The 22,982-nt window shown below is 61.7% G+C and carries 24 protein-coding genes; 19 read left to right on the top strand and 5 right to left on the bottom strand.

The genetic code is table 11. From position 1 onward, the window contains the following. Position 1: 1 nt before the first annotated feature. On the top strand, positions 2-1,687 hold the full coding sequence (locus ACE4YL_RS13480; RefSeq protein ID WP_461359725.1) for a B12-binding domain-containing radical SAM protein: 1,686 nt from the start codon (positions 2-4) through the stop codon (positions 1,685-1,687). Here ACE4YL_RS13480 and ACE4YL_RS13475 read toward each other — a convergent pair. Beyond that, on the bottom strand, positions 1,642-2,994 hold the full coding sequence (locus ACE4YL_RS13475) for an FMN-binding glutamate synthase family protein (RefSeq protein ID WP_461369720.1): 1,353 nt from the start codon (positions 2,992-2,994) through the stop codon (positions 1,642-1,644). The two genes, ACE4YL_RS13480 and ACE4YL_RS13475, sit on opposite strands and share 46 nt — an antisense overlap. 103 nt (positions 2,995-3,097) lie before the next feature. Here ACE4YL_RS13475 and ACE4YL_RS13470 point away from each other — a divergent pair, with 103 nt between their 5' ends. Genes ACE4YL_RS13470 through ACE4YL_RS13460 form a run of 3 tightly spaced genes read left to right on the top strand, consistent with a single transcriptional unit; the run spans position 3,098 to position 6,021 of the window. Continuing rightward, positions 3,098-4,099 (top strand): LacI family DNA-binding transcriptional regulator, encoded by a 1,002-nt coding sequence (locus ACE4YL_RS13470; RefSeq protein WP_461368573.1) that lies wholly within the window; start codon positions 3,098-3,100, stop codon positions 4,097-4,099. A gap of 12 nt (positions 4,100-4,111) precedes the next feature. Further along, positions 4,112-4,630, top strand: coding sequence for a hypothetical protein (locus tag ACE4YL_RS13465; protein WP_461357792.1), 519 nt, complete (start codon positions 4,112-4,114; stop codon positions 4,628-4,630). Next, positions 4,627-6,021 (top strand): M48 family metalloprotease, encoded by a 1,395-nt coding sequence (locus ACE4YL_RS13460; protein WP_461357791.1) that lies wholly within the window; start codon positions 4,627-4,629, stop codon positions 6,019-6,021. Before ACE4YL_RS13465 ends, ACE4YL_RS13460 begins: the two co-directional genes overlap by 4 nt. 50 nt (positions 6,022-6,071) lie before the next feature. On the opposite strand, the gene ACE4YL_RS13455 is transcribed toward ACE4YL_RS13460, so the two are convergent. Further along, positions 6,072-6,302 (bottom strand): FmdB family zinc ribbon protein, encoded by a 231-nt coding sequence (locus ACE4YL_RS13455; protein WP_461357790.1) that lies wholly within the window; start codon positions 6,300-6,302, stop codon positions 6,072-6,074. Between the two features lie 115 nt (positions 6,303-6,417). Between ACE4YL_RS13455 and ACE4YL_RS13450 the strand changes: the two genes are divergently transcribed. The 12 genes from ACE4YL_RS13450 (at position 6,418) to ACE4YL_RS13395 (ending at position 16,328) form a co-directional block, all read left to right on the top strand. Further along, on the top strand, positions 6,418-7,215 hold the full coding sequence (locus tag ACE4YL_RS13450; protein WP_461360216.1) for a LolA-like protein: 798 nt from the start codon (positions 6,418-6,420) through the stop codon (positions 7,213-7,215). A gap of 27 nt (positions 7,216-7,242) precedes the next feature. Beyond that, positions 7,243-7,947, top strand: coding sequence for a hypothetical protein (locus tag ACE4YL_RS13445; protein ID WP_461357788.1), 705 nt, complete (start codon positions 7,243-7,245; stop codon positions 7,945-7,947). Positions 7,948-8,012: 65 nt separating this feature from the next. After that, positions 8,013-8,477 carry a tRNA (cytidine(34)-2'-O)-methyltransferase gene (locus tag ACE4YL_RS13440; protein WP_461357787.1) on the top strand — a complete coding sequence of 155 codons (465 nt, stop codon included), beginning with the start codon at positions 8,013-8,015 and terminating at the stop codon, positions 8,475-8,477. A gap of 74 nt (positions 8,478-8,551) precedes the next feature. After that, entirely contained in the window at positions 8,552-9,868 is a 1,317-nt protein-coding gene (gene rsxC / locus ACE4YL_RS13435; protein ID WP_461357786.1) for an electron transport complex subunit RsxC, read from the top strand. Between the two features lie 13 nt (positions 9,869-9,881). After that, the gene (locus tag ACE4YL_RS13430; protein WP_461360215.1) at positions 9,882-10,802 is read left to right on the top strand and encodes an RnfABCDGE type electron transport complex subunit D; all 921 of its coding nucleotides are present in this window, start codon (positions 9,882-9,884) and stop codon (positions 10,800-10,802) included. Further along, a complete protein-coding gene (locus ACE4YL_RS13425) occupies positions 10,795-11,385 on the top strand; it encodes an RnfABCDGE type electron transport complex subunit G (protein WP_461359215.1) in 591 nt (196 codons plus the stop codon). The genes ACE4YL_RS13430 and ACE4YL_RS13425 overlap by 8 nt, the downstream gene beginning before the upstream one ends. Positions 11,386-11,387: 2 nt before the next feature. Then, entirely contained in the window at positions 11,388-11,996 is a 609-nt protein-coding gene (rsxE, locus tag ACE4YL_RS13420) for an electron transport complex subunit RsxE (protein ID WP_461359214.1), read from the top strand. 11 nt (positions 11,997-12,007) lie between these two features. Next, positions 12,008-12,580 (top strand): electron transport complex subunit RsxA, encoded by a 573-nt coding sequence (gene rsxA, locus ACE4YL_RS13415; RefSeq protein ID WP_461359213.1) that lies wholly within the window; start codon positions 12,008-12,010, stop codon positions 12,578-12,580. A 23-nt stretch (positions 12,581-12,603) separates the two neighbouring features. After that, entirely contained in the window at positions 12,604-13,434 is an 831-nt protein-coding gene (locus ACE4YL_RS13410; protein WP_461359212.1) for an RnfABCDGE type electron transport complex subunit B, read from the top strand. 18 nt (positions 13,435-13,452) lie between these two features. Next, positions 13,453-14,478, top strand: coding sequence for an FAD:protein FMN transferase (locus ACE4YL_RS13405; RefSeq protein ID WP_461359211.1), 1,026 nt, complete (start codon positions 13,453-13,455; stop codon positions 14,476-14,478). 16 nt (positions 14,479-14,494) lie between these two features. Next, positions 14,495-15,403 (top strand): thioredoxin-disulfide reductase, encoded by a 909-nt coding sequence (trxB, locus tag ACE4YL_RS13400; RefSeq protein WP_461359210.1) that lies wholly within the window; start codon positions 14,495-14,497, stop codon positions 15,401-15,403. 67 nt (positions 15,404-15,470) lie between these two features. Then, on the top strand, positions 15,471-16,328 hold the full coding sequence (locus ACE4YL_RS13395) for a peptidoglycan DD-metalloendopeptidase family protein (RefSeq protein WP_461360214.1): 858 nt from the start codon (positions 15,471-15,473) through the stop codon (positions 16,326-16,328). 5 nt (positions 16,329-16,333) lie between these two features. Here the strand turns inward: ACE4YL_RS13395 and ACE4YL_RS13390 are convergent, their stop codons facing one another. After that, positions 16,334-16,603 carry a metal-sensitive transcriptional regulator gene (locus ACE4YL_RS13390; protein ID WP_461359208.1) on the bottom strand — a complete coding sequence of 90 codons (270 nt, stop codon included), beginning with the start codon at positions 16,601-16,603 and terminating at the stop codon, positions 16,334-16,336. 110 nt (positions 16,604-16,713) lie between these two features. Here ACE4YL_RS13390 and ACE4YL_RS13385 point away from each other — a divergent pair, with 110 nt between their 5' ends. Then, entirely contained in the window at positions 16,714-17,604 is an 891-nt protein-coding gene (locus ACE4YL_RS13385; protein ID WP_461360213.1) for a carbon-nitrogen hydrolase family protein, read from the top strand. On the opposite strand, the gene alr is transcribed toward ACE4YL_RS13385, so the two are convergent. Beyond that, positions 17,582-18,784: an alanine racemase gene (alr, locus tag ACE4YL_RS13380; protein ID WP_461359480.1), complete on the bottom strand. Its 1,203-nt coding sequence runs from the start codon at positions 18,782-18,784 to the stop codon at positions 17,582-17,584. The two genes, ACE4YL_RS13385 and alr, sit on opposite strands and share 23 nt — an antisense overlap. Then, on the bottom strand, positions 18,727-19,776 hold the full coding sequence (locus tag ACE4YL_RS13375; protein ID WP_461360211.1) for a lipid II:glycine glycyltransferase FemX: 1,050 nt from the start codon (positions 19,774-19,776) through the stop codon (positions 18,727-18,729). Before ACE4YL_RS13375 ends, alr begins: the two co-directional genes overlap by 58 nt. A gap of 90 nt (positions 19,777-19,866) precedes the next feature. Between ACE4YL_RS13375 and ACE4YL_RS13370 the strand changes: the two genes are divergently transcribed. Together ACE4YL_RS13370 and ACE4YL_RS13365 are read left to right on the top strand one after the other, a co-directional pair. Beyond that, entirely contained in the window at positions 19,867-21,021 is a 1,155-nt protein-coding gene (locus ACE4YL_RS13370; RefSeq protein ID WP_461357921.1) for a D-alanyl-D-alanine carboxypeptidase family protein, read from the top strand. After that, positions 21,018-22,943, top strand: a complete 1,926-nt coding sequence (locus ACE4YL_RS13365; RefSeq protein ID WP_461357920.1) for a penicillin-binding transpeptidase domain-containing protein — start codon at positions 21,018-21,020, stop codon at positions 22,941-22,943. Before ACE4YL_RS13370 ends, ACE4YL_RS13365 begins: the two co-directional genes overlap by 4 nt. Positions 22,944-22,982 lie beyond the last annotated feature (39 nt).

The following is a 22,982-nucleotide window of genomic DNA, read 5'->3' as shown; positions in this document are numbered from 1 at the left end:
TATGCAAGTTGTACTGGCGGCGCTGAATGCCAGGTACAGCCATTCCAGCTTGGCCCTGCGTTACCTGAGGCGCTACTGTGAACGGCAGTTTCCAGATCTGGAAACAGTGGAATTCAACATCAACCAAAGCCCCCGGTTGATCCTGGGGGAGCTGGCCAAAAGAAAGCCAGATGTTTTGGGCTTTTCCTGCTACATCTGGAACATTGAGCTGATCCTGCCCCTGCTGCGCCAGCTGCGCAAGGTGCTTCCGGGAACCACCATCATCCTGGGCGGGCCGGAGGTCTCCTTTGATGTGGAGTATTGGCTCACGGAGCATGAGGCCATCGACTACATCATCGCCGGGGAAGGGGAGGAGGCCCTGCGCCGCTTTTTGGAGGAATACGCGCGGTGCGGGGGAAGGCTCGGGGCAGAAAACCTGGCTTCGGTGCCGGGTCTGGCCTACCGCACGGGCGGCGGGGCGGTTGTCCAAAACCCTGCCCAGCCCCTGGATCTGGCCGCGCTTCCCCCCATCTACCAGGGGGACCTGGCTGATCTCCAGGACAAAATCGTGTATTTCGAAACCACCCGGGGCTGTCCCTTTCGCTGTGCCTACTGCCTCTCCTCGGTGATGGGCCCGGTGCGGGCCTTTCCCCTCGACCGGGCCAAAGAGGAGCTGGCCGCCCTGGCCGCGGCCGGTGTGCAGCAGGTGCGCTTTGTGGACAGGACCTTCAACTACGATGCCCGGCGGGCCTATGAGCTCCTGGAGTTCATGATCGGGCTGGATACCACCACCCGCTTCCAGCTGGAGGTGGGGGGCGACCTGCTCACCGAGCCCATCTTGGAGCTTTTGACCAGGGCGCCGGAGAACCGCTTTCAGTTTGAAATCGGGGTCCAGTCCACCAATCCCGCCACCTTGGAGGCCATCTCCCGCCGCAGCGACTTGGGGCGTTTGGCCGAGGCGGTGCGCTTCTTAAAGGAAAAGACGACCGTAATCGTGCTTTTGGACCTCATCGCCGGCCTCCCGGAAGAGGGGTTTTGGCGTTTTGGCAAGTCCTTTGACTTTGTTTATAACCTCAAGCCGGACCGGATTCATCTGGGCTTTCTCAAGCTTCTGCGGGGCTCCCGCCTGCGGGAAGAGGCGGAGAGTTTTGGCTGCGTGTTTACCGACGAGGCGCCCTACGAGGTGCTTTACACCAAGGATCTCTCCTTCGGGGAACTCCAGCGCCTCAAGATCATCGAGGATTTGGTGGAGAAATACTATAACCCCCGCTTTGAGCATTCCCTAGCTTACCTTTTGCGGGAGGGACGCTCGCCCTTTGCCTTTTTCAACGAGTTCGCGGCCAAGTGGGAAGAGGCGGGCTACCACTGGAGCGAGCATTCCCTGCTCAGCCGCTACCGGATTCTCCTGGAGTTTTTCGGCGAGGGGAACCCTGACCTGAGGCCCTGGCTGCTCTATGACTTCCGCTGCCATGAGCGCAGGCAGGCCACCCCCCACTGGCTGGGGGGCCCCCGGAATCCCAAGCCGAAGTCGGAGCTGATCAACTCCGGCCGCCTCGGAGAGCTGATCCCCGAGGCCGCGGGCCTGTCCCCCCGGGAGCTGGAGCGCTGGACCATCGTGGAGGAGCTGCCCTTCAAAGAAGGAACCCAGATCGTTTTGTTTTACTATACCTCTGACGGGATGCGGGCCCGCACCGTGCGCCTGGAGTAGGCCAGGGGGGTACCAGTGATCTGGCTGGTCACCTCGTCCAGGGAGACCAGGTCAGAGGCGTCTACCTGCAGGAGTGCGTGCTTACCCAAGGCCCGCACTCCTTCTTTGATCTCCTCGGTGCAGGAGATGAGGTAGTTGGCCAGATGCCGCGCCCCCAGCTTCCAGTTGAACCGCCCCGCCTGCTTGCCGCCGTCCACCACCAGCTGGGTGGGGGGTTCCCAGGGAATGGATTTGGCGGTTTGGGTGTGGCTGATGGAATAGAGGGCCATGGTGCCCAGGTAGATGGCATCTGCCCCCAGGGCCAGGGCCTTGAGGCACTGGCCGGGGGAGAAAAAGCCCCCGGAAACGATCAGGCTCACTTGGCGGTGCACCCCCCGGGCCTTGAGGTGCTCCACCGCCCGGCAGAGCCCGATGATGGTGGGCAGGCCGAAGTCATCCTCCAGGATGGGGGGGGCGGCCACCGTGACCGCCTTGGCCCCTTCCATGGCGAGAAAATCCACACCCGCCTCCAGGCAGAGGTCGATCTCCCGCTCCAGGTTGTTGGTGAAGGAAAGTTTCACCCCCACAGGCACGCCTCCGCCCACCTGCCGCAGAAAGCTTACGATCTTCGGCAGATCTTCCCGCTGACGCAGGGCGGGAAGCTCCGGGCGGACCAGGTGGGGGAAGGGGGCCTGGGCCCCGCCGGCGCTGGCCCCCTGGCCCAGCTGGATCTCTAGGGCATCGGCCTGGGCTAGGATTTCCACGGTGCGGTGCAGGGGCATGCGGGGGTATTGGATAATCAGCCGCTCCGCCAATTCCCGCTCCTTGGGCAAAAAAGGCCCCTCCCCCGTATTGGAGGCCGTGCCCGCCAGGCGGCTGCCTAAAGCCAGGGCGTATTTGGCCCGGTCGGAGAGGGCCTTTTTGTAGGCCATGCCGGAAACCAAAAGGGGGGTGGCTAAGGTTAGGGGCTTTTTGGCCCCGGGACCGATGGTGGTCGCGGTGTGCACCTCCCTGGTGTGGGGGAGGGGCGGCCGGTCCAGATGCGCGGAGACAAACATGAGCCCATCGAAGTCCAAAAAGCGGCGGGGGCTGCCCAAGGGCCGCTTGAGCACCTGGGCCTTCTGGGCCCGGAGGTTGGTTTCCAGGATGGTCTGCACCCCGGTGCGCTTGGTGGCCGAGAGCAGTTCCGCCAGGTTTTCCATATAGGGGTCGGTCATGAGCACCTTCACGCCCTGGCGGACCAGCTGCCCGCTGAGGAAGCGCAGGGCCACAAGACCGCCCATAACGCCCAGCGCGCCTGCGAATAGTTTCGATGTAGTGCTGGACAAAACATCACCTCCGGAGTTTAAGGGAAGGGATCATCTGGCCTTTGTAGTATTAACTAACAGATGCCTTGTGAAGAGCTAGATGGATGTGGTTCGATTGAGTAAAGTGACCATCAAGGATGTGGCCCGGAGGGCCGGCGTATCACCCTCCACGGTGAGCCGAGTGATTGCGGACCATCCCCGCATCAGCCCCAACACCAAGGAACGGGTGCGCCTGGTCATGGCGGAGCTGGGCTATTACCCCAACGCCATCGCCCGCAGTCTGGTTAACCAGACCAGCAGCAGCATCGGGGTGATCCGCTCCCGCCTCACCCAGGGGGACTTTGCCAACCCCTTCTTTCCCGCGGTCATTCAAGGCATCTCCTCCATCGCCCACAGGTACGGGCTGCATTTAGTGTTATCCACCAGCAGCAGTTTTACCCAAGAGGATGAAGAATGCCTGAACCTGCTCAGGCAGCGCCGGGTGGATGGGGTGATTCTCCTAGCTTCCCACCGTCAGGACCAGCTCATCCCGCGGCTTACGGAGGAGGGCTATCCCTTTGTGCTCATCGGGCGCCACGAGGGGCCCGAAGCGATCAACTGGGTGAATAACGACAATGTGGCCGATGCCAAAGCCGCGGTGGAGTACCTTCTGGGCAAGGGCCACCGGCGCATCGCCTGCCTGGATGGGGATCCCCGCTATGTGGTGAGCGCCGACCGCCTGCGCGGCTATGAGCTGGCCCTGGCTGAAGAGGGCCTGCCCTGGGACCAGAGGCTGGTGGAACACTCGGAGTTCTCGGTGGACGGCGGCTACCAGGCTACCCTCCGCCTTTTGGAGAAGGGCGGGCAGTTCACCGCCATCTTTGCCGTGGATGATCTCATCGCCATTGGCGCCATGCGCGCCCTACAGGAACGGGGTTTTACCGTGGGGGAAGATGTGGCGGTGGTGGGCTTTAACAACACCATCCTGGGGGCTTACGTCCAGCCCGCTTTAACTTCGGTGCACGTGCCCATCTACGAGTTGGGCCAGATCGCCGTGCAGATGCTCACGGCGCAGATTTACGGTTCAGGAACCTTTCCGGACCAGCAGATGCTCCAGGCTGAGCTGGTGGTGCGGAGTTCCGCTTGAGGGGGTGGGATAATGGCTGCAAGCCGCTGGTTGATCGTCCTGCTCCTGGCCGCCGCCCTCTGCGCCCCGGGGCCGGCGGAAGCTTCCACACTTACCGATCCCACGGGGCTGTACAGCACGCTCATCGGGGATCACTGGGTTTACCAAGCGCACCACAGCAGCCCTGATTTGATGGTGTTCTACGGGGAAGGGGACTTCGAGCTCCTCTATTTCCAGCGCTTAGGGCCGGTTTCCTACCCTTCCGCCTTGGCCTTTGCCCAGCGCTCCGTGGAGCTTTACAGCGGGCCGGGGGGGTTGGAGCAGTTTGAACTGGTCCAGGATTTCAGGGAAATCGAGGTGGCGGGAGTTTGGGGCATCTCCTGTGCCTATGCCTACCAGGACGGGCAGGGCAACCGCCTGTGGGAGTACCGGATCTTTCTGGTACTGCCTGGCGGGGAGGGCTTTTCCATAGCCTTTAGCGACAGCAAACCTGAGGCGGCGGAGGATCCTCCGCTGGAGGAGATTCTGCGGCACTGGCGGTGGTTGTTTTGAGGACAAAAGGGGTTCGTCGGTCTCTAACCTTGGTTTTGGTGCTCCTGCTGCTTTTAGGGGCCCCGGCTGGCGCCTGCGCGGCGGGCCTGGCGGCGCGCTTTGAGCGCACCTTAGGCGCGGGCACCGCGCCCACCTTGATCAAGGAGTACGGAGGGGAGTACATTCTCCCCATCCAGCAGCGGCTGTGGGTGGAGGAGGTTTTCCGCCGCGTGGCGGCCCAAAGCGAGCGGGAGGATGTGGAGTACACCCTTACGGTGCTCAACTCCAAAGAAGCCAATGCCTTTTCACTCCCCGGGGGGTTTATCTTTATCACCCGGGGACTTCTGAGCCTGATCGGCAGTGATGAGGCCCAGCTCGCGGCGGTGCTGGGCCATGAGATCGCCCATGTGGAAAAGAAGCACGGCGTGAATGCGGTGCTGAGGCAGATGGGCCTTTCCGTCCTGGCGGAGGTGGGGGTGGCGGCCATCGACTTTCTGTCCGCTGAGCTGCTGCGCCTGGCCGGCCTTACCCTGGTGCAGATGCTCCAGGCGGGCTGGGGTCGGGAAGCGGAGCTGGAGGCAGATGCCCTGGGGCAGGAGCTCGCGGCCCGGGCCGGCTTCGACCCCGCGGGGGGCATTGCCCTGCTGGACGCTTTAGCCCAGGCGGATAGCGCTGATCAGCCCATGCATCTGTTCCGCACCCATCCCGAGCCAGGCCAGCGCCGGAAGATCCTAGAAGAGAAGCTGGCCCTCTTTTGGTCAGAACCGGTTGAGGTCACCTCTTGGGAGGTCCTAGAAAGATTAAAACAGGGCAGGAATTCCCACACAGGTGGGCGAAGTGATCCCAAAGGCAGGTATGTGCTGGAAGAACTTGGGGAGCCGTCCCTGGGGGTCAGGCTTTTTGACCAGCAGATCCAAGGCCATGTCACCTGGGTAGAAGAGGCCCTGGTGCGGAATGCGGCCTGGTCTCCCCAGGGGGAACACCTGGCCCTCCTGGTGGAAGGAAAGGTTCAGCGGGAAGTGTGGATTTTGAACCGCTGGGGTGCTGTGGTGAAGAGACTGCAGGTACCCCAGGGGACGGTCACGGCCTTTTCCTGGGCGCCCCAGGGCAGCCTGCTGGCCCTGGAAGTGGAGGGCCCGGCGGGAAGAGCGGTGGCAGCCCTCCACGTGCAGATGGAGGCCTTGGCCCTGGTGAGCAGGGGCCTGGAGGCCCAGGAGGCCCTCTGGCTGGATGGGGCCCTCTATTTCCGCCACGGTGAGAGCTGGTACAGCACCCGGCCGCCGCAGATGAGGCCTGTGCAGGTGGCCGAGCCCGTTCCCGTTGTGCTGCAGCGCCAGCGGGTGCTCACACCCACCCTGATCCGGGAAGGGAACACCTTCCGGCTCACCCGGCCGGAGCTGACACCGCCGTAGCGGGGGCAGGGAGAAAAAAAGCACCTTCCGGGGAAGGTGCGACGGGTGCTTTATGAGGCGGAACTCTCCGCTGCAGGACTGCTGGCAGCACCGTTTTTGGAGTCGTTCCGGCTGTCGTTGATGTAAAAACCAGGCCCTTTGAAGATAATGCCGACATTCTTGGAAATCAGGCGCTGAACTGGAGCGCTGCATGTGGGACAACTCTCGAGTTTGCTGTCTTTCATGCTCTGCTTCAGTTCGAAGCGGCCGCAGTTGGGACAGTTGTACTCATAGATAGGCATATCTGGCATCCCTCCTTTCAGGCATCCAAAAGATATTGTACAACTTGTTCGCCTTCTGTGCAACCAGGTTTAGGATGCCGGAAGAGCTAGAAATCGAGGCGAGGAGTCGTTGGGAATGAAGTACCGCTTAGGTTTATCTGCCGCACTCATTGTGTTGCTTACCGCACTTATCTCTTGTTCTGCCTTGGCATCTGCTGAGGACTCGCCCACGAAAACCATTCAGCTGAACCTGAACCAGCCCCAAGTAGAGGAGGAGCCCGACAACTTCTCAGAGAAGTATCAGCAGGTGATGCAGGAGATCACCATCTCGGAAGAAGCGGCCGCGGTGGTGGATCAGATCAAAGCCGCCGTTGAGGATCTGAAGGATCTGGCTGTGGATATCAACATCACGGAGATCCGCGAGCGGCGCAATGAGGAAGTGGTCCTCCACCTAATGGTGAGCATTGAGCATAAACTGGCCCGCATCGAGTTTAACGAGCCCAGCGCGGTGCGGGGTATGATCCTGGTGGCAAATCAGGCCGAGATGCAGGTACACATCTTCCAGCCCGTAACCAATGTGATCGTGGTGCGGGGCCTGGAGGATGCCAGCAAGGAGGCCCTGGTTGCCCTGAGCATAGGCCAGGATTTAACCCAGCTTACCTCCTATTTCGACTTCTCCCAGTACAACGTGGATATTTTGGAGAAGGTGGAGCTGGAAGGCGGGGTCACGGACTACCTCTTGCAGGTGGATGCCCCCGAGGAGGAGATTTGGTACGTGCGGGTGCGGGATGACAGCTGGTTTCCCCACGAGATTTCCGTGTACGAAGGAGAGGTTCTCCAGGGAACCATGCGCCTGTCCAATGTGGAGCTGGATCCCGGGCTGAGCGTGGAGGAGATCACCTGCCTGCCCGATGCTAAGATTGAGAAGATGTGAGCTTGTCACGTTAGGGAGGGGTAATCATTGCAGCCCTGGTTGCGCAATCTGTTAGTGCTCGGCCTGATCGGGTTTGTCTTTCTAGCCGCAAGCCAGGTGGCACTGGCCTTTGAGGCGGAGGATCTCCCCTTTAGTTTTGGACCCCAGGGCTGGCAGACAGGTTTGGGCTTAAGCCAGGAGACGGTGAAGCCCATGGGGCTCTTGGGGTATGAGAAAACGGGCATCGGCGGGTTTTTGACCCAGGCGGAAGGGCAGGAACAGGCCCTCAGCTGGTTCAGCGGCCACAAGCAGGTGATTCTGGGCAACATCGGCTACAGCCTGGAGCTCTTCGGCGGCACTACTGGGCGGCCCATTCTCTCCACCTTTCCCAGCGGTACACAGCCCCATGTGGGTGCCTACGGGGAGTTCAGCCGCATGTACGGGTCGGTGGGCCATGGCCTGGCGGGCCAGGCACAGCTTTCCGTATCGGAAGTGGGCGAGTTCGAGTACAGCATCATCCCCTATGTGCAGTTTACCCGGCAGGGGGTGTGGCGTTTTTCCGTCTCACTGGGCAGTTCCTTCGGGTTTGGCCTGTCCTACCAGGAACCTCGGGAGAGGGTGAAGCTGGATATTGCGCTGGTGAGTGAGGGGCTGAGCATGCACGTTTTGGTCTCGCTGTCGGAGCACCCCCTCACCTTGGGAGCCGGGCTCACCCAGGAGCAGGCGCAGGTGTTCATCCGCTACTGGTTCTGATTTTTCCAGACTGGGTTGAGGGTCGCCAAAGGCCCTCTTTTCTTGCGTAAAGGGAAGTGAGAGCGGTGCATGTGGTTTTGGTGGAGCCGGAGATTCCGGCCAATACGGGTAATATCGCCCGGCTGTGTGTGGCGGTGGGGGCAACCCTCCATCTAGTCAGGCCTTTGGGCTTCTTTTTAAGCGATCCCCGCCTAAGGCGGGCGGGCCTGGATTACTGGCAGTACCTGCAGCTGAAGGTCCATGATTCCTTCGCCGACTTTCTAGCCGCGGAGGAGCCGAAGGGCATGTATTTCCTGGAAACGGGGGGCCGCAAGCTGTACTCCCAGGTGAGCTACCAGCCTGGGGACTACTTGATCTTCGGGAGCGAGACCAAAGGCCTCGGTGGGGAGCTGCTGCAGGCCTATCCAGAGCGGGTGGTGACCCTGCCCCAGCGGGATGTAAGATCTTTGAATTTGGCTAATACTGTAGCCATAGTGGTTTATGAAGCCTGGCGGCAGCTGGGGTTCGCCGGTGCCAAAAATTTGCCCTAGGCAGGATTTGCCGCCCCAGACCAGAATATCTAGTCGGTGTGGTCTAAATAAGTGATTGTGAGGTGACTTGATACATGCGACGCGTTCGCGCTTTTTTTGGGGGCATTCATCCCAAGGAGAACAAAGAGAGCACCAACAGCACTCCTATCCAGGTGCTATCTGCTCCGGAAGTTGTGGTAGTGCCCCTGCTGCAGCACGCCGGGCGGGAAGCCAAACCGCTGGTGGCCAAGGGGGATGAGGTGCTCAAGGGCCAGCCCATCGCCGAGGCCGATGGCAGGATCAGCGCCCGAGTGCATGCGCCAGTATCAGGAAAGGTGGCCGCCATCGAACCGAGGCCCAGCGCTTCGGGGCGGGAGCTCACCTGCATTGTTATTGAGAACGACGGCCAGGAGAGGTGGGTAGAAAGGCAGACCCATCCCGATCCGGTGCAGCTGGATGCCCAGAGCATCCTGGAGCGCATCGAGGAGGCTGGCATTGTGGGCATGGGCGGCGCAGGTTTTCCCACCGCGCCCAAGCTAACCCCGCCCAAGGGAGTCATTATTGATTATCTACTGCTTAATGGTTGTGAATGCGAGCCCTATCTCACGGCAGACCACCGCTTGATGGTGGAGTACCCTGAGGAGATCATCCTCGGGGCCAAGCTCATGGCCAAGGCCTGTGGGGCCCGCAGGATCATCATTGGGGTGGAAGACAACAAGCCCGATGCCATTGCCGCCCTCAGGGAGAAGGCTGGGAATATCGAAGTGGTGGCCCTGCCCACCAGGTATCCCCAGGGAGGGGAAAAACAGCTGATCCAAGCCCTCACCGGCCGGGAAGTGCCCAGCCGCGGTCTGCCGTTCCAGGTGGGCTGCATTGTGCAAAACGTGGGCACCGCCTGGGCGGTGGCCAAGGCCGTGCGGGACGGGGAACCTTTGATCTCCAGAGTGGTCACGGTTACCGGCTCCGCGGTGGCGGAACCCAAGAACTTCTTGGTGCCTGTGGGTACAGGCTTCCAGGCGGTGATCGAGGCCGCAGGTGGCTTCAGCCAGACCCCGGGTAAAGTGGTGGCCGGGGGACCCATGACCGGCGGAGCACAGTTTGGCTTGGATGTGCCTGTGACCAAGGTGACCGGCGGTATTCTCTGCTTCGGCGTGGATGAGAGCAAAACCCCCGATTCCCAGCCCTGCATCAAGTGTGCCCGCTGCGTGGATGTCTGCCCGGCGAACCTGCTTCCCCTTAAGCTGGAGGCCTACGGCATGAACGAGCAGTGGGACAACGCCAGGGAATACGGGGCGCTGGATTGCATCGAGTGCGGCTGCTGCACCTACATCTGCCCCTCGAAGCGGCCGCTGTTGCACTACATCCGTTTTGCCAAAGCAGAAATCATTGCCCGCGAGCGGCAGTCAAGCTGAAGGAGGGTAGACAGTGGATGAACTGAAATTGCTGGTATCTCCATCTCCCCATGTACGGGATACGGATACAACTGAAAAAATCATGTTTGCGGTGCTCATCGGTCTGCTGCCTGTGGTGGCCGCGGCCATCTACTTTTTCCGCTGGCCGGCCGTGCGCATCCTGCTCTTATCCTCGGCGGCAGCGGTGGCCACGGAAGCCATCTGGCAGCGCCTGCGGGGTCAGCCCATCCGCATTGGCGATGGCAGTGCACTGATCACTGGCTTGCTTTTGGGACTGAGCGTACCGCCGACCCTGCCCAGCTGGATGGTGGTTGTGGGCTCCGCCTTCGCCATTGCCATCGGTAAGCAGGTGTTTGGCGGGTTGGGGCACAACCCCTTCAACCCCGCACTGGTGGGCCGGGCCTTCTTGACCGCTTCCTTTGGCCGGGCCATGACCACCTGGACCGCACCCCTAGACGGGGTCACTGCCGCGACGCCGCTGGCCCTGGGGGCCGCGGTGAGCCGCATCCCCGACCTCTTCTTCGGACAGGTGGCGGGATCAATCGGCGAGACTTCCGCTTTAGCCATTTTGCTGGGCGGGATCTACCTCTTTTACAAAGGGGTTATCGATTACCGCATCCCGGTGGGTATCGGTGCCACGGTGACCGTCTTTGCCCTCCTGGCCGGGGAGAATCCCATCTTCCATCTGCTGGCGGGCAGTGTGCTCTTTGGTGCTGTGTATATGGCCACCGATATGGTCACTTCGCCGGTGACCAAGGCCGGCCGCTGGATCTTTGGCATAGGCATCGGTGTAATTATCATGGTGATTAGATTGTGGGGTGGCTATCCCGAGGGAGTTACCTTCGCCATTCTGCTCATGAATGCCGTAACTCCGCTGCTCAATAGGTGGACGCGCCCCCGCATCTACGGGCAAGGGGTGAAAGCAAGTGAATGAGTCTGTGCGCATGGTTGTAGTGCTATCAGTAATTGCCATGGTTTCCGCGGCGGTTCTATCGTTGGTGTACGGGAAGACGAGTGTTATAATAGAAGAGAATGCCGCGCGGGCTCTGGAAAGTTCGGTTTTGGAGGTTTTGCCTGGTACCGCCACGGTGAATATGATCCGCCGGAGCCCCGATGAGCTGGGGGTGGATGATCCCCAGGAGATGCGGGAAAAAGGCCAGGAAACCACCATTATCTACCAGGGCGTGGATGAGCAGGGCCAGATCGTGGGCTATGCCTTCGTGGGTGAAGGCAATGGCTACGGCGGCGTGGTGCGGGTGTTGGTTGGCGTGGATGAGGCCACCGATCAGGTTCTCAACGTGAAGATCTTGAACCATGCGGAAACTCCCGGTCTGGGTTCCCGGATTGAGGAAGAGGGCTTCCGCAGCCAGTTCGCGGGGAAAACCGTGGATGATCCCATCACCGTGAACCAGGACATCCAGATCATCTCTGGAGCAACCATCTCTTCACGGGCGGTGGCGGATGCGGTGCGCGAGGGCCTGCAGGACACGGTGAGAATCTACAGGGGAGGGGAGTAAGCATGGCGCGTTTATGGAAGAATTTCGTGAACGGATTGTGGAATGAAAACCCCACCTTCCGCATTATGATCGGCCTCTGTCCGGTCTTGGCCGTAACCACCGAGGCCATCAACGGCATCGGTATGGGCTTGGCCACCACCTTCGTGCTGGTTTGCTCCAGCGCCTTGGTGAGCCTTTTGAGGAAGGTGATTCCCGAGAAGGTCCGCATTCCCGCTTACATCGTGGTTATCGCCACGTTCGTGACCATTGTGGACTTGTTTATGAACGCCTATCTGCCGGATCTGCACCAGGTGCTCGGCCTGTTTATCCCCCTGATTGTGGTGAACTGCATCGTTTTGGGACGGGCTGAAGCCTTTGCCAGCAAGAACTCGGTTGTCTCGTCCATTTTGGACGGTTTGGGCATGGGTTTGGGTTTCACCTGGGCCTTGACGGTGCTGGCGGCGGTTAGAGAGCTGTTGGGTTCCGGCTCCATCTTCGGCTGGAAGCTGGCGGCTGATGGTGCCACCACCATCGGCGTGATGTCCCTGCCGCCCGGCGCCTTCATCACCTTGGGGATTTTGATGGCGCTGATGAACATGATCGCGGCGCGGCAGAAGAGAAGGGCTAGTTAGGGGGGACGGGCATGAATCTATTCTTACTTTTCCTCAGTGCTCTGTTGGTCAACAACTTTGTGCTGGTCCGTTTTCTGGGCATCTGCCCCTTCATGGGGGTTTCCAAAGATGTTGATTCGGCCTTTGGCATGGGCGTGGCCACAACCTTCGTCATGGTGGTGGCCGCAGCGGTAACCTGGCTGATTGAACACTTCATCCTGGCGCCCCTGGGTCTTCCGTTTCTCCAGACCATGGCGTTCATCTTGGTGATTGCCGCCTTGGTTCAGCTGGTGGAGATGTTTATCCACAAGACCAGCCCGGGTTTGTACAAGGCCATGGGCATCTTTCTGCCGCTGATCACCACCAACTGCGCCATTTTAGGTCTGGCCATCATGGCGGTGCAGAATGCCTATACCTTCATCCAATCTGTCATCTTTGCTCTGGGCGCGGGCTTGGGCTTTACCCTGGCCCTGGTGCTCATGGCGGGCATCCGGGAGGAGCTGCGCTTTGCCGATATTCCCGAGCCGCTTTTGGGCGCCCCCATTGCCTTTATCTGTGCCGGCTTGCTATCCCTGGCTTTCAGCGGGTTTGCCGGTCTGATCTGAGTTTTTGTAGGAGGGGTTGAATTTTGAACAATGTACTCGTGTCCCTCGTGAGTATGGGCTCGCTGGCTGCCCTCTTTGCCGCCGGTTTGGCGGTGGCCAGCAAGAAGTTGGCGGTGGAAACCGATCCGAAGATCGATGCCATAGAAGAGGTGCTGCCCGGGGTGAACTGCGGCGGCTGCGGCTTTGCCGGCTGCCGGGCCTTTGCGGAGGCGGTGGCCTCCGGCCAGGCACCCACCAACGGCTGCCCCGTGGGCGGCGCCACCGTGGCCAAAATGGTCGCGGCTGTACTGGGCGTGGAAGCGGAGGAGCCGGTGCGCAAGGTGGCCCAGGTGCTCTGCAAGGGCGGCTTGGCCGAAGCCAAGCAGCGGGGAACCTATGATGGGCCCGCGGACTGCCGCTTGGCCCACGCCACCCAGGGCGGGGATAAGGCCTGCTCTTACGGCTGCTTGGGCTACGGATCCTGCGTGAAGGCCTGTGCCTTCGACGCCATGTATATGAGCGAGAATGGCTTACCCGTTGTCATCGAAGAAAACTGCACCGCCTGCGGTAAGTGCGTGGAAGCCTGTCCCCGGGATATCATCATCCTGGTCCCCGAAGAGCAGGGCGTGCACATCCGCTGCCGCTCCCTGGCCAAGGGCCGGGAAGTACGCCAGGTGTGCAGCGTGGGCTGCATTGCCTGCCAGCGCTGCGTGAAAGCCTGCCCAACCGGGGCCATCTACATGCAGGACAACTTGGCGCGGATCAACTACGATCTGTGTACGAACTGCCGTGAATGTGTGGCCGTGTGCCCCATGAAGACCATCGATTGGCAGGATGGCAAGCCCCTGGTTTTGGAAAAGGCGGCAGTGAGCTGAGAAAAGGTGGACGTTGTTATGGATAGAAAAAAGAAGCATGCTCTGCTTCTGGGGTTGATCCTTGTGATTCTAGGCGGAGCACTGCTCCTTTGCTACTTCCAGGGCTGGCTGCCCCAGGCCAACGCCCAGGAAACCACCACCCAGCGCTCCACCATCCTCATGGACACGGTGGTGGATGTGCGGGTAGATGGACGCAACTCCCAGGCCCTGGTGGAGCAGGCCTTTGAGCGCATGGCTGAGCTGGAGGCCTTGTTCTCCCGTTTTGTGCCCGAAAGCGAAGTGAGCGCGATCAACCGGGGGGCGGGGGACTGGGTCAAGGTCAGTCCCCTCACCCTGGAGCTCATCGAACTGGGTTTGGAAATGGGCCGTTTGACCGAAGGGGCCTTTGATATCACCATCGGCGCTGTCCTGGATCTTTGGGGTTTCGGCGGCGACATCCGGCGCGTCCCCGGGGAAGAAGAGCTGGCGGAGGCCCTGGCTACCGTGGATTACACCAAGGTGGAAGTGGATCGGGAGGCTGGCGCGGTGCGCATCCCCCAGGGGACGGTGCTGGATCTAGGCGGCATCGCCAAGGGGTTCATCGTGGGCCGGGCAGTGGAGATCCTGCGGGAGGCCGGGGTGGAACGGGCCCTGGTGAATGCCGGGGGAGATATTGCCGTGGTGGGCCGCCGGCCAGATGGCAATCCCTGGCGGGTGGGCGTGCAGGATCCGGACGAGCCCACAAACATCCGCTTTATCCTGCCCCTGGATGACCAGAGCGTGGTCACCTCCGGCGACTACCAGCGCTTTTTTACCGTTGACGGTGTGCGCTATCACCATATCCTCGATCCCCGCACAGGCTATCCCGCCCGGGGGCTGCGCAGCGTCACCATTGTGGGTGCTGACCCCGCGGTGGGGGATGCCATTTCCACCGCGGTCTTTGTCCTGGGGTGGGAAGGGGGCAGGGCTCTGGTGGAGCGCCTGCCCGGCGTGGAAGCCATTGTGGTCAGTGATACCGCGACCTGGATTTCCCCAGGTTTGGCACAGGCAGTGACAACTCGCTAGCGGAAGGAGAGATTGTATGTACGATTTGGCAATTATCGGCGGAGGACCCGCAGGCCTCACCGCTGGCCTGTATGGAGGACGGGCCAACCTCAAGACCATCATTATTGAAAAGGGCCTCTACGGCGGCCAGATGCAGAACACGTTGGAGATCGAAAACTACCCTGGCTTTAAAAACATCGGCGGTGCCGATCTGTCGGAGCACATGTACAACCAAGCGCTGACAGTGGGCTGCGAGTGGAAGTACGGGGAAGTGACCAAGGTGAACCTGGAGGGCCAGCCCAAAACCTTGGAGGTGGGGGGCGAAGTGATTGAGGCCCGGGCCGTGATCATCGCCAGCGGTGCCCAGCCCCGCAAACTCAATGTCCCCGGGGAAAAGGAACTGGCAGGTAGGGGCGTATCCTATTGTGCCACCTGTGACGGTGCCTTCTACGAGGATCTGGACGTGGTAGTGGTGGGCGGCGGCGATTCCGCGGTGGAAGAGGGCTTGTTTCTCACCCGCTACTGCAGCTCCGTTACGGTCATCCACCGCCGGGATGTGCTGCGGGCCCAGGCCATTTTGCAGGAACGGGCCTTTAAGAACCCCAAGATGAAGTTCATCTTCAACTCAGAAGTGCAGGAAATCCAGGGCGAAGGACGGGTAACCGGCGTTTTGGTCCGCAACAACCAGGATGGGTCCGAGCAGGTGATCCCCTGCGCGGGAGTGTTTATCTATGTGGGCTTCTTCCCCAACACCGATTTCCTCAAGGGTACGGGGATTCTGGACGAGTGGGGCTATGTGGTTACCGGGGCCGATATGAAGACCTCTATTCCAGGGGTGTTCGCGGCGGGGGATGTGCGCAACACGCCGCTGCGGCAGATCGTTTCCGCGGCCGGCGATGGCGCCATCGCGGCCATGCAGGCCTATCACTATCTGGAAAACCTCTAAATATTACTTAGAATATTTTCTCCCTCCCCAGCCTATACTAGGTCAAAAGGCTGTGGGAGGGATTTTCATGCATCCCCTGCGCAAGGGTGCCAGCGGGACTTTTCTTGCTGCACTAATCCTCTGCACGCTGCTTTCCCCGCAGGCCGCGGGGGAAAGCCCTCTGCTTCGGCGCGGCATGCGAGGCGTCGAGGTGGCTGCCCTCCAGGAACGCCTGGTGGAGCTGGGTTTTGAGCTGGCTGTAGATGGCATCTTCGGCCCCGAAACGGAAGGGGCGGTCAAAAAGCTCCAGGAGGTCCTGGGTCTGGACCCCGACGGGATTGTGGGACCCTTAACCAGCGCGGCCCTAGACGCCCTGGGGGAGTTGGTGGTGGCTTACACGGTGCAGCGGGGGGATAACCTGACCAAACTGGCCCAGCAGTACAAGACCACCGTCAGCAGGATTTCCAGCTACAACAGCCTGGCCAATCCGGATCGGCTCCTGGCCGGCCAGGTCCTGTATATCCCCACCAAAGCCGTGGCCGTGACGGGCCCCGCCTCCAGGCTGAACTTCCAGTGGCCCGTGCAGGGGACCATCAGCTCCGGCTACGGCAGCCGGATCCACCCCGTGCTGCAGGTGCGCCACTTCCACGGGGGCATCGACATCGCCGCACCGGAAGGGACCCCCGTAAAAGCCGCGGAGGCGGGCCGGGTAATCAAGGCCGGCAGCATGGGCAATTACGGTTTGGGCGTGGTGATCGAGCACAGCGGCGGGGTGACCACCTGGTATGGGCATAACTCCAAGCTGCTGGTGCGCGCCGGCGATCTGGTCAAGCAGGGCCAGACCATCGCCTTGGTGGGCCGCAGCGGACTGACCACCGGGCCCCACCTGGATTTTCGGATCAAAATAGGGGACCAGACTGTGGACCCCCTGCAGTGGCTTCCTTAATTCACCTATTTCAACAAGCGGCTCAGGGAGCGCAGCATATCCTCCAGTGCCTCGGAGCACCCTTCTTCCTGCCTTACGGCCTGCTCAATGCAGGATTTGGAGTACACTTCGAAGATCATGGTGGCAACTCCCGCCAGCGCCGCCCGGGCGGCGGCCACTTGGGTGAGGATTTCGCTGCAGGGCTGCCCTTCCGCGACCATTCTCTGCAGGCCGCGGATCTGCCCCTCGATGCGCGCCAGGCGCCGCAGCACGCTCTCTTGGTTCACTGTAGTCACGGGCGTTCCCCCTTTCTTTTTGATCTTACCTGCAAATCAAGCCGGTGTCAAACCCGGTGGGCGCAGGGAAAAGCACTTCGAAGGCGAACCATAAAGGTGAGGTGAGGGAAATGATCGCCTGTGTGCAGATGAAGCTAAGAGCAGAAGACTACCGCACCGAGGAAAGCTTTGCCGCGCGCATCATGGGCATCATGGAGCGCATCCGCGTTGAAGCGGGCGAGGGGAGGCTTTTGGTGGCCTTTCCTGAGCATATCGGCACATTCTGCATCCTCAGCAACGCCCCGGAACGTGTTTGGGCCAAGGGAAGTTTTGCCCAGGCCAGTAAAGCACTGCTTTTGCACCATGGGGCGGCGGTGCTCCATCAGATGGTGGTGCACAGGGTCTCGCCGGTGCGGGCCCTCCTGCTGGCCCGCTCCCAGGAGCTGGAGCGCATCTATCTCTCGCCCTTTGTTGCCGCTGCCCGGAAGTACGAAGCGTGGATTGTGGCCGGCTCCGCAGCCCTGCGCTGGGGGCAGACCAGCCGCGTTTTCAACACCGCGCCGGTGATCACCCCCACGGGTCAGGTGATCTACCGCCAGCACAAGGTGAATCTGGTGGACATGGAGCAGAAAGGGGGCCTGGATCTGGAGCCCGCCCCCTTGAACTATGTCAGCGCGGTGCAGAGCCCCTTCGGCCCCTTGGGGGTTGCCGTCTGCCTGGATGCTTTTCACCCGGAGGTGCGCCAGCGCCTGCAGGGGCTGGGGGCAAAGGTGTTCATCCAGCCCTCCGCCAACAACCACCCCTGGGATGACTGGCAGCAGCAGGACTGGCTGCGCAGCTCCTTTGCGGCCGTGGCGGAAAACAAAGAGTTCGAGCTGGCGGTGAACCCCATGCTGGTGGGCCGGCTCTGGGACATCGAATTCGAGGGCCAGTCCAGCATCATCGACCAAAACGGCCATGTGGTCCAGGCCCAAAGCGCCACCGAGGAGGAAATCCTGATCAGAAAAGACCTCTTAAACTGATCTTCCGGCCCCGGGTATCAAACAGCTGGTGGTTCCAGAAGATGCACTTGAGCTTCCCCCGGAAATAGTACAGCCGGGGGATTTGTCTGCTCACCACGGTGCGCCGCATCCCCACGCTCACCGTATCTCCCACCTGGAGATCGCTTTTGGTGAGATCCAGGCAGGTGAGGCCCATGCTCACCCGGCCCACAATGGGGAGGGGTTCCCTTCCGTGGAAGACGGCATGTTTGGGAAAGAGGGCCCTGAAAGCCGCGTGCTTAAATTGGCGCCAGGGAGAAGGCGCAGGTTCCAGCTCCAGGCCGTGTCCGTAGCCCACGGGAATCACCCCTAGGCGCAGAGGCCGCTGGGTGCGAAAGGCCCGGCTGTAGCCTACGCTGTGGCCCGGGGGGAGCCAGCGGGTTTGGATGATCCGGGCTTGGCAGCGCCAGGTTTCCTGGAGCTGCCAGGAGCTGTCCAGGGGCAGGGGAGCCTGGCCGTAGAGCAGGGTGCCCAGCCGCACCAGATCGAGGTGGCTTTCGGGCAGGGTGAGAAAGGCGCTGCTGCCCGCGGCATGCCAGAGAAGGCCCGCCGGTGCAGCCTCCCGTAGGGCCAGCAGGCGCTGGAGCTGCCCCCGGGTGAACTTTTTATCCCCCGCGGCCGCGGAAAAGTGCGTGAAAACGCCTCCCAGATGGAGATGGGAGGCTTGTTTGATCTCAGCCAGCAGAGCGGGGAAATCCTCGGGGGCGGTACCCAGCCGTCCGAAGCCGGTGTCCACTTTGATCTGGACAGTAAGCCCTCCGGGCCTCAGCGCCGCCAAACGGTTCAGTTCCGGCACCAGCTCAGGCGAGGTGAGGGCCGGGATCAGGTTGTGCTTCACCACCGCGGGCAGCTGCCCCGGGAGGGGTGGGGCAAGGAGCATGATCCGGGCTTTAGTCCAGGCCAGAATATCCAGGGCCTCTTCCACGGTGCTCACCCCCAGGGTGGTGCAGCCCCGGGCCTGGAGAAAGGCCGCCACCACCGGCGCCCCGTGGCCGTAGGCATCGCCCTTGAGGATCGGTACAACCTGAGCACGGGTGCGCCTTTGGGCTGAGCGCAGGTTGTGCTCCAGGGCGGAAAGGTCCACCTCCACCCAGGCGGAGAAGTCTAGCGGACCTTTTTGCGCTGGCGCAGCCAGTTGTGGAGTTGCAGTCCCCCGCACCACAGGGCATAGCCTCCTTGCCGAAGGGGGAGATCGAATTCGCCCACGTAGGTCTGGAGCTGGGCCCCAAACCCCTCCTTAAAGCGGTAGAGGCCGTAAAGGGGGTGTTCCGGGCGCAGATCCCCCGCTACGCCCCGGAAATCATAGATGGTGCAGCCCGCCCCCTTGGCCCATTTGATCATCTCCCACTGGATCAGGTGCGGGGCCTGCAGGTTGCGCCGCTGGCCGCTGGAGGCACCGTAGGTGTACCATACCCGGGAACCCAGGCGAAAACAGATGGCCCCGGCCAGGGGAGTGCCTGCCTGGTAAGCCAGGAAGACCTTGCCCAAGCCGTTTTGAATTAAGTGGTCCCAGAGGGCTTCGAAGTAGCTGAAGCTGCGGATGGTGAAGCGGTCCCTGTGGGCCGTCTCCTGGAGCAGGGCGTAGAACACTTTAAGCTCATCTTTATCCTTGACCTGCTGCACTTGCACCTGTTTGCGCTGGGCGTAACGGATGTTGTAGCGGGTTTTGCTCTTCATCTGGCTGAGCAGGGTGTCCAGGGAGCGACCTAGCTCCAGCACCATGACATGCCGGGGCTGGACGCTTTCGAAGTCAAGGCCGGTTTCCACCTGCCTGAGGCGGAAGGTTCTCACCGCCTCCAGCCAGGTTGGATCCCCTTCTGGAATCGCCGGATCCATCTTCCAGACCAAGGCCCCCCGGGCCTTGAGAAAACCCGCGCCATCCCGCAGCAGCGCCGCCAGGGCTTCCTGCGAAGAGTAGAGGGGGCCCCGGGGGGAATAGGCGATCTGGGCGGGAAGGTAGGGTAGCCGCTTGGTCAAAATCAGAGCCGCTGCCCTGAGCACACCTCGGCTTAGGACCCCCAAGGGGTGAGCCTGCCAGCCTGTGGTTTCCTTGACCCTGCCCCAGGCTGTGGTCTGCAGCACATCGCCTCTGGGGTGGGCCGCAACGTACTGGTCAAACAGGGCTGGCCGATCCACGAAGAGCCTGGTTTCCACAGCCCTCCTCCTTCCGCACCACCATAGTATATGTACTAATTACTCCCGGCGCCGCGTAATTATTCTTAGGAACAGGGAAGGGGGAAGCAAATGCGGCGCGTTCAGGTGGCAGCTGTGCTGGTGCTGGCCGCGCTCCTGGGGCTGATACCCCTCAAGGCTGCGGCGAAGAGCACAGCCCCTCCGGAGCTCAGCTCCATTGCCTACGCGGTGTACGATGCCGACTATGACTTTTTGATCCTGGAGAAAAACGCCTACCAGCGCCGTTCCATCGCCAGCATCACCAAAGTGATGACTCTGCTCCTCGCGGTGGAGCTGGTGGAGGCGGGCAAGATCGGCCTAGGGGATGAAGTGGTGGTGAGCGCCAGGGCGGCCAGCCGGGAGGGCACCCAGATCAACCTCAAGGCCGGCGATCGTTTGACCGTGGAGGAGCTGCTCTACGCCTCCGCCCTCCAATCGGCCAATGACGCCGCGGTGGCCTTGGCTGAATACGTGGCCGGTTCCGAGGCGGAGTTCGCCAAACTGATGAACGCCAAGGCCCAGGAGCTGGGGCTGCAGGATACCCACTATGTGGACTGCACCGGGCTCCTGTCCATGGGCAGCAACAACTATTCCACCGCCTACGACCAGGCCAGGCTGCTCAAGGCCGCGCTGCAGCATGAGCTCATGCGGACGATCCTCCGGGCCCCAGACTTCTTCCTCCCCAGCCAAAACCGGAAGATCACCAATTCCCATCCCCTCCTGGATTCCCCAGGGGTGGAGGGGGGCAAAACCGGGGCCACCACTCCCGCGGGCCATACCCTGATCACTTCCTGCGTCCGCCACGGTAGGAGGCTGATCGCGGTGGTCTTGGGGGCCCGCACCCGGGAGATCAGAAACGCGGAAAACGAAGCCCTCCTGGAGTGGGCCTTTGCTAATCTGCGCACCTTGATCTCCAAGGAGGAGGTGCAGGCGCGCCTGGTGGTCCCAGACGGCGTCCAGCACCAGATCGATGCCGTGCTGGCCCAGGAGTATTCCGTGGTGGTCAGGGATGAAAGCGATCTGGAATTCAGCACCGAGGTGGAGCTTCTGCCCAGGCTCAGGGCGCCCATTGATGCTGGAGATAAGGTGGGGGAGCTGCTGGTGCGGCGGGCAGATGGAGTGACGGTGCGGCTGGACCTCTTGGCCCGCCAGAGCACGGGGCTGGCCAGTTGGCTCAGGCGTCTTTTTAACCGTCTGCGGCTGTTTTTCGGGAGGATGGGTGGATGAGCATGGTGCAGAGGCGCATTCTCTTTTTGCTGCTCATGCTCCTGGGGGCGGTGGTGCTCCTAGGGGGGCGGCTGGCTTACCTCCAGCTCTGGCAAAACGAGTTCTACCAGGCTAAGGCCCTGGAGCAGCGCCTGCAGCGCATTCCCATTGAAGGACTGCGGGGCGGGATCTACGACCGCAACGGGGTGCCCCTGGCGGTGAGCGTCAGTGCCCACACCGTCTATGCCATCCCCGCGGAGGTGGAAGATGCAGAAGCCACGGCGCAGAAGCTTGCCGCCATCCTATCCTTGGACGAAGAGTTCATCCTCCAGCGCCTGCAGAAGCACTCCGCGGTGGAATGGCTCAAGAAAAAGATCACCGATGAAGACGCCCGGGCGGTGATCACCGCGCGGCTGCCGGGGATCGGAGTAGTTCCTTCTTCCACCCGCATCTACCCCTACGGCTCCGTGGCCCCGCAGGTTTTGGGGTTTGTGGGCATCGACAACCAGGGCCTGGAGGGTTTGGAGCTCTACTATGACGATTTTTTGCGGGGCACCCCAGGCGAGACCATCTTCGAGCGGGATGCCCAGGGCCGGGCCCTGGAGGATGGGGTGCGGGGGTACCTGCCGGGCCAACGGGGCGGCGATCTGATCCTGACCATCGATATCTTCATCCAGCGCATCGCCGAAGAAGAGGTGCGCCGGGCCACCCTGGAGACGGGCTCCCGTTTGGGTCTGATCCTGGTGAGCGATCCCCAAACCGGCGAAATCCTGGCCACGGCCATTTATCCATCCTTTGACCTGGAGAACTTCGCGGACTACCCCGCGGCTAACCGCAAGAACATCGCGGTCACCGACACCTACGAGCCCGGTTCCACCTTCAAGGCGGTCACCGCGGCCCTGGCCCTGGAGGAAGGGGTGGCCACGCTGCAGTCGGGCTTCTTCGACCCCGGGTACATCCGGGTATCCGGCTGGAATGTGCGCTGCTGGAACCGGGGTGGGCACGGGCCCCAGTCCTTTGTGGAGACCATGCAAAACTCCTGTAACCCCTATTACGCCAAGCTGGCCATTGACTTAGGCCCCGAGAGGTTCTACGACGGGCTGGTCCGCTTCAACCTGGGACACAAGACGGGTATTGACTTCCCGGGGGAAATGGCGGGTATCCTCCGGGCGCCTTCCCCCAGCATACCCCTGGTCACCTGGGCCAACATGGGCTTCGGTCAGGGGCTTACGGTTACCCCTGTGCAGCTTTTGGCTTGCTTTGGAGCGATTGCCAACAAGGGCATCTACACGCCCCTGCACTACGTCAAGGAATTGGTGACGGAAGAGGGGAGCTTCCCGCCGGATATCCCCGAGGCCCGGCAGGTGATTGCGGCGGAAATTGCGGAGACCACCGCCTACGTGCTGCGCATGGCGGTGGAGCGGGGTTCGGGCAAGCGGGCGGAGGTGCCCGGTTACGATGTGGCGGGGAAGACGGGAACGGCCCAGCTGGTGGAACACGGCCGCTATTCCCACTCCAAAATGGTCACTTCCTTCGCCGGCTTCGCGCCGAAAGATGACCCCAAGATGGCGGCGCTGCTGGTTCTGTGGGAGCCCCAGGGCGCCTTTTACGGGGGAATCATCGCTTCACCTGTTTTCGCCCGCCTGGCGGAAAAGGTCCTCACCTACCTGGGGGTGGAGCGCAAGGCCACCTCCCGGGTCAGCCAAGTCCGGCAGGTGATCGTACCCGATGTGGGGGGCCTGGACGTTGAAGAGGCGGCAGCTCTGCTCCGGAGGCAGCAGTTCCGGGTGGAGGTGGTGGGCCCGGGCACCCGGGTCATTGGCCAGGTTCCCGCGCCAAAGGCCGAGGTGGATGTGGGCTCTTTGGTGTACATCTACACGGATCTGGAATCGGGGGAGGAAGTGGAGGCCGCAGCGGATCAGCCCAGTCCTTACGGGGCCTAACCGGGAAGAAGCGGCAAGTGGCAGGGAGGAGGTGGGGGA

It is taken from the genome of Candidatus Darwinibacter acetoxidans (genome assembly GCF_041936445.1).
GTDB lineage: Bacteria > Bacillota > Limnochordia > Darwinibacteriales > Darwinibacteriaceae > DTU010.
The sequence above is the reverse complement of the archived record's forward strand: the minus strand, read 5'-3'. Positions and strand labels throughout refer to the sequence as shown.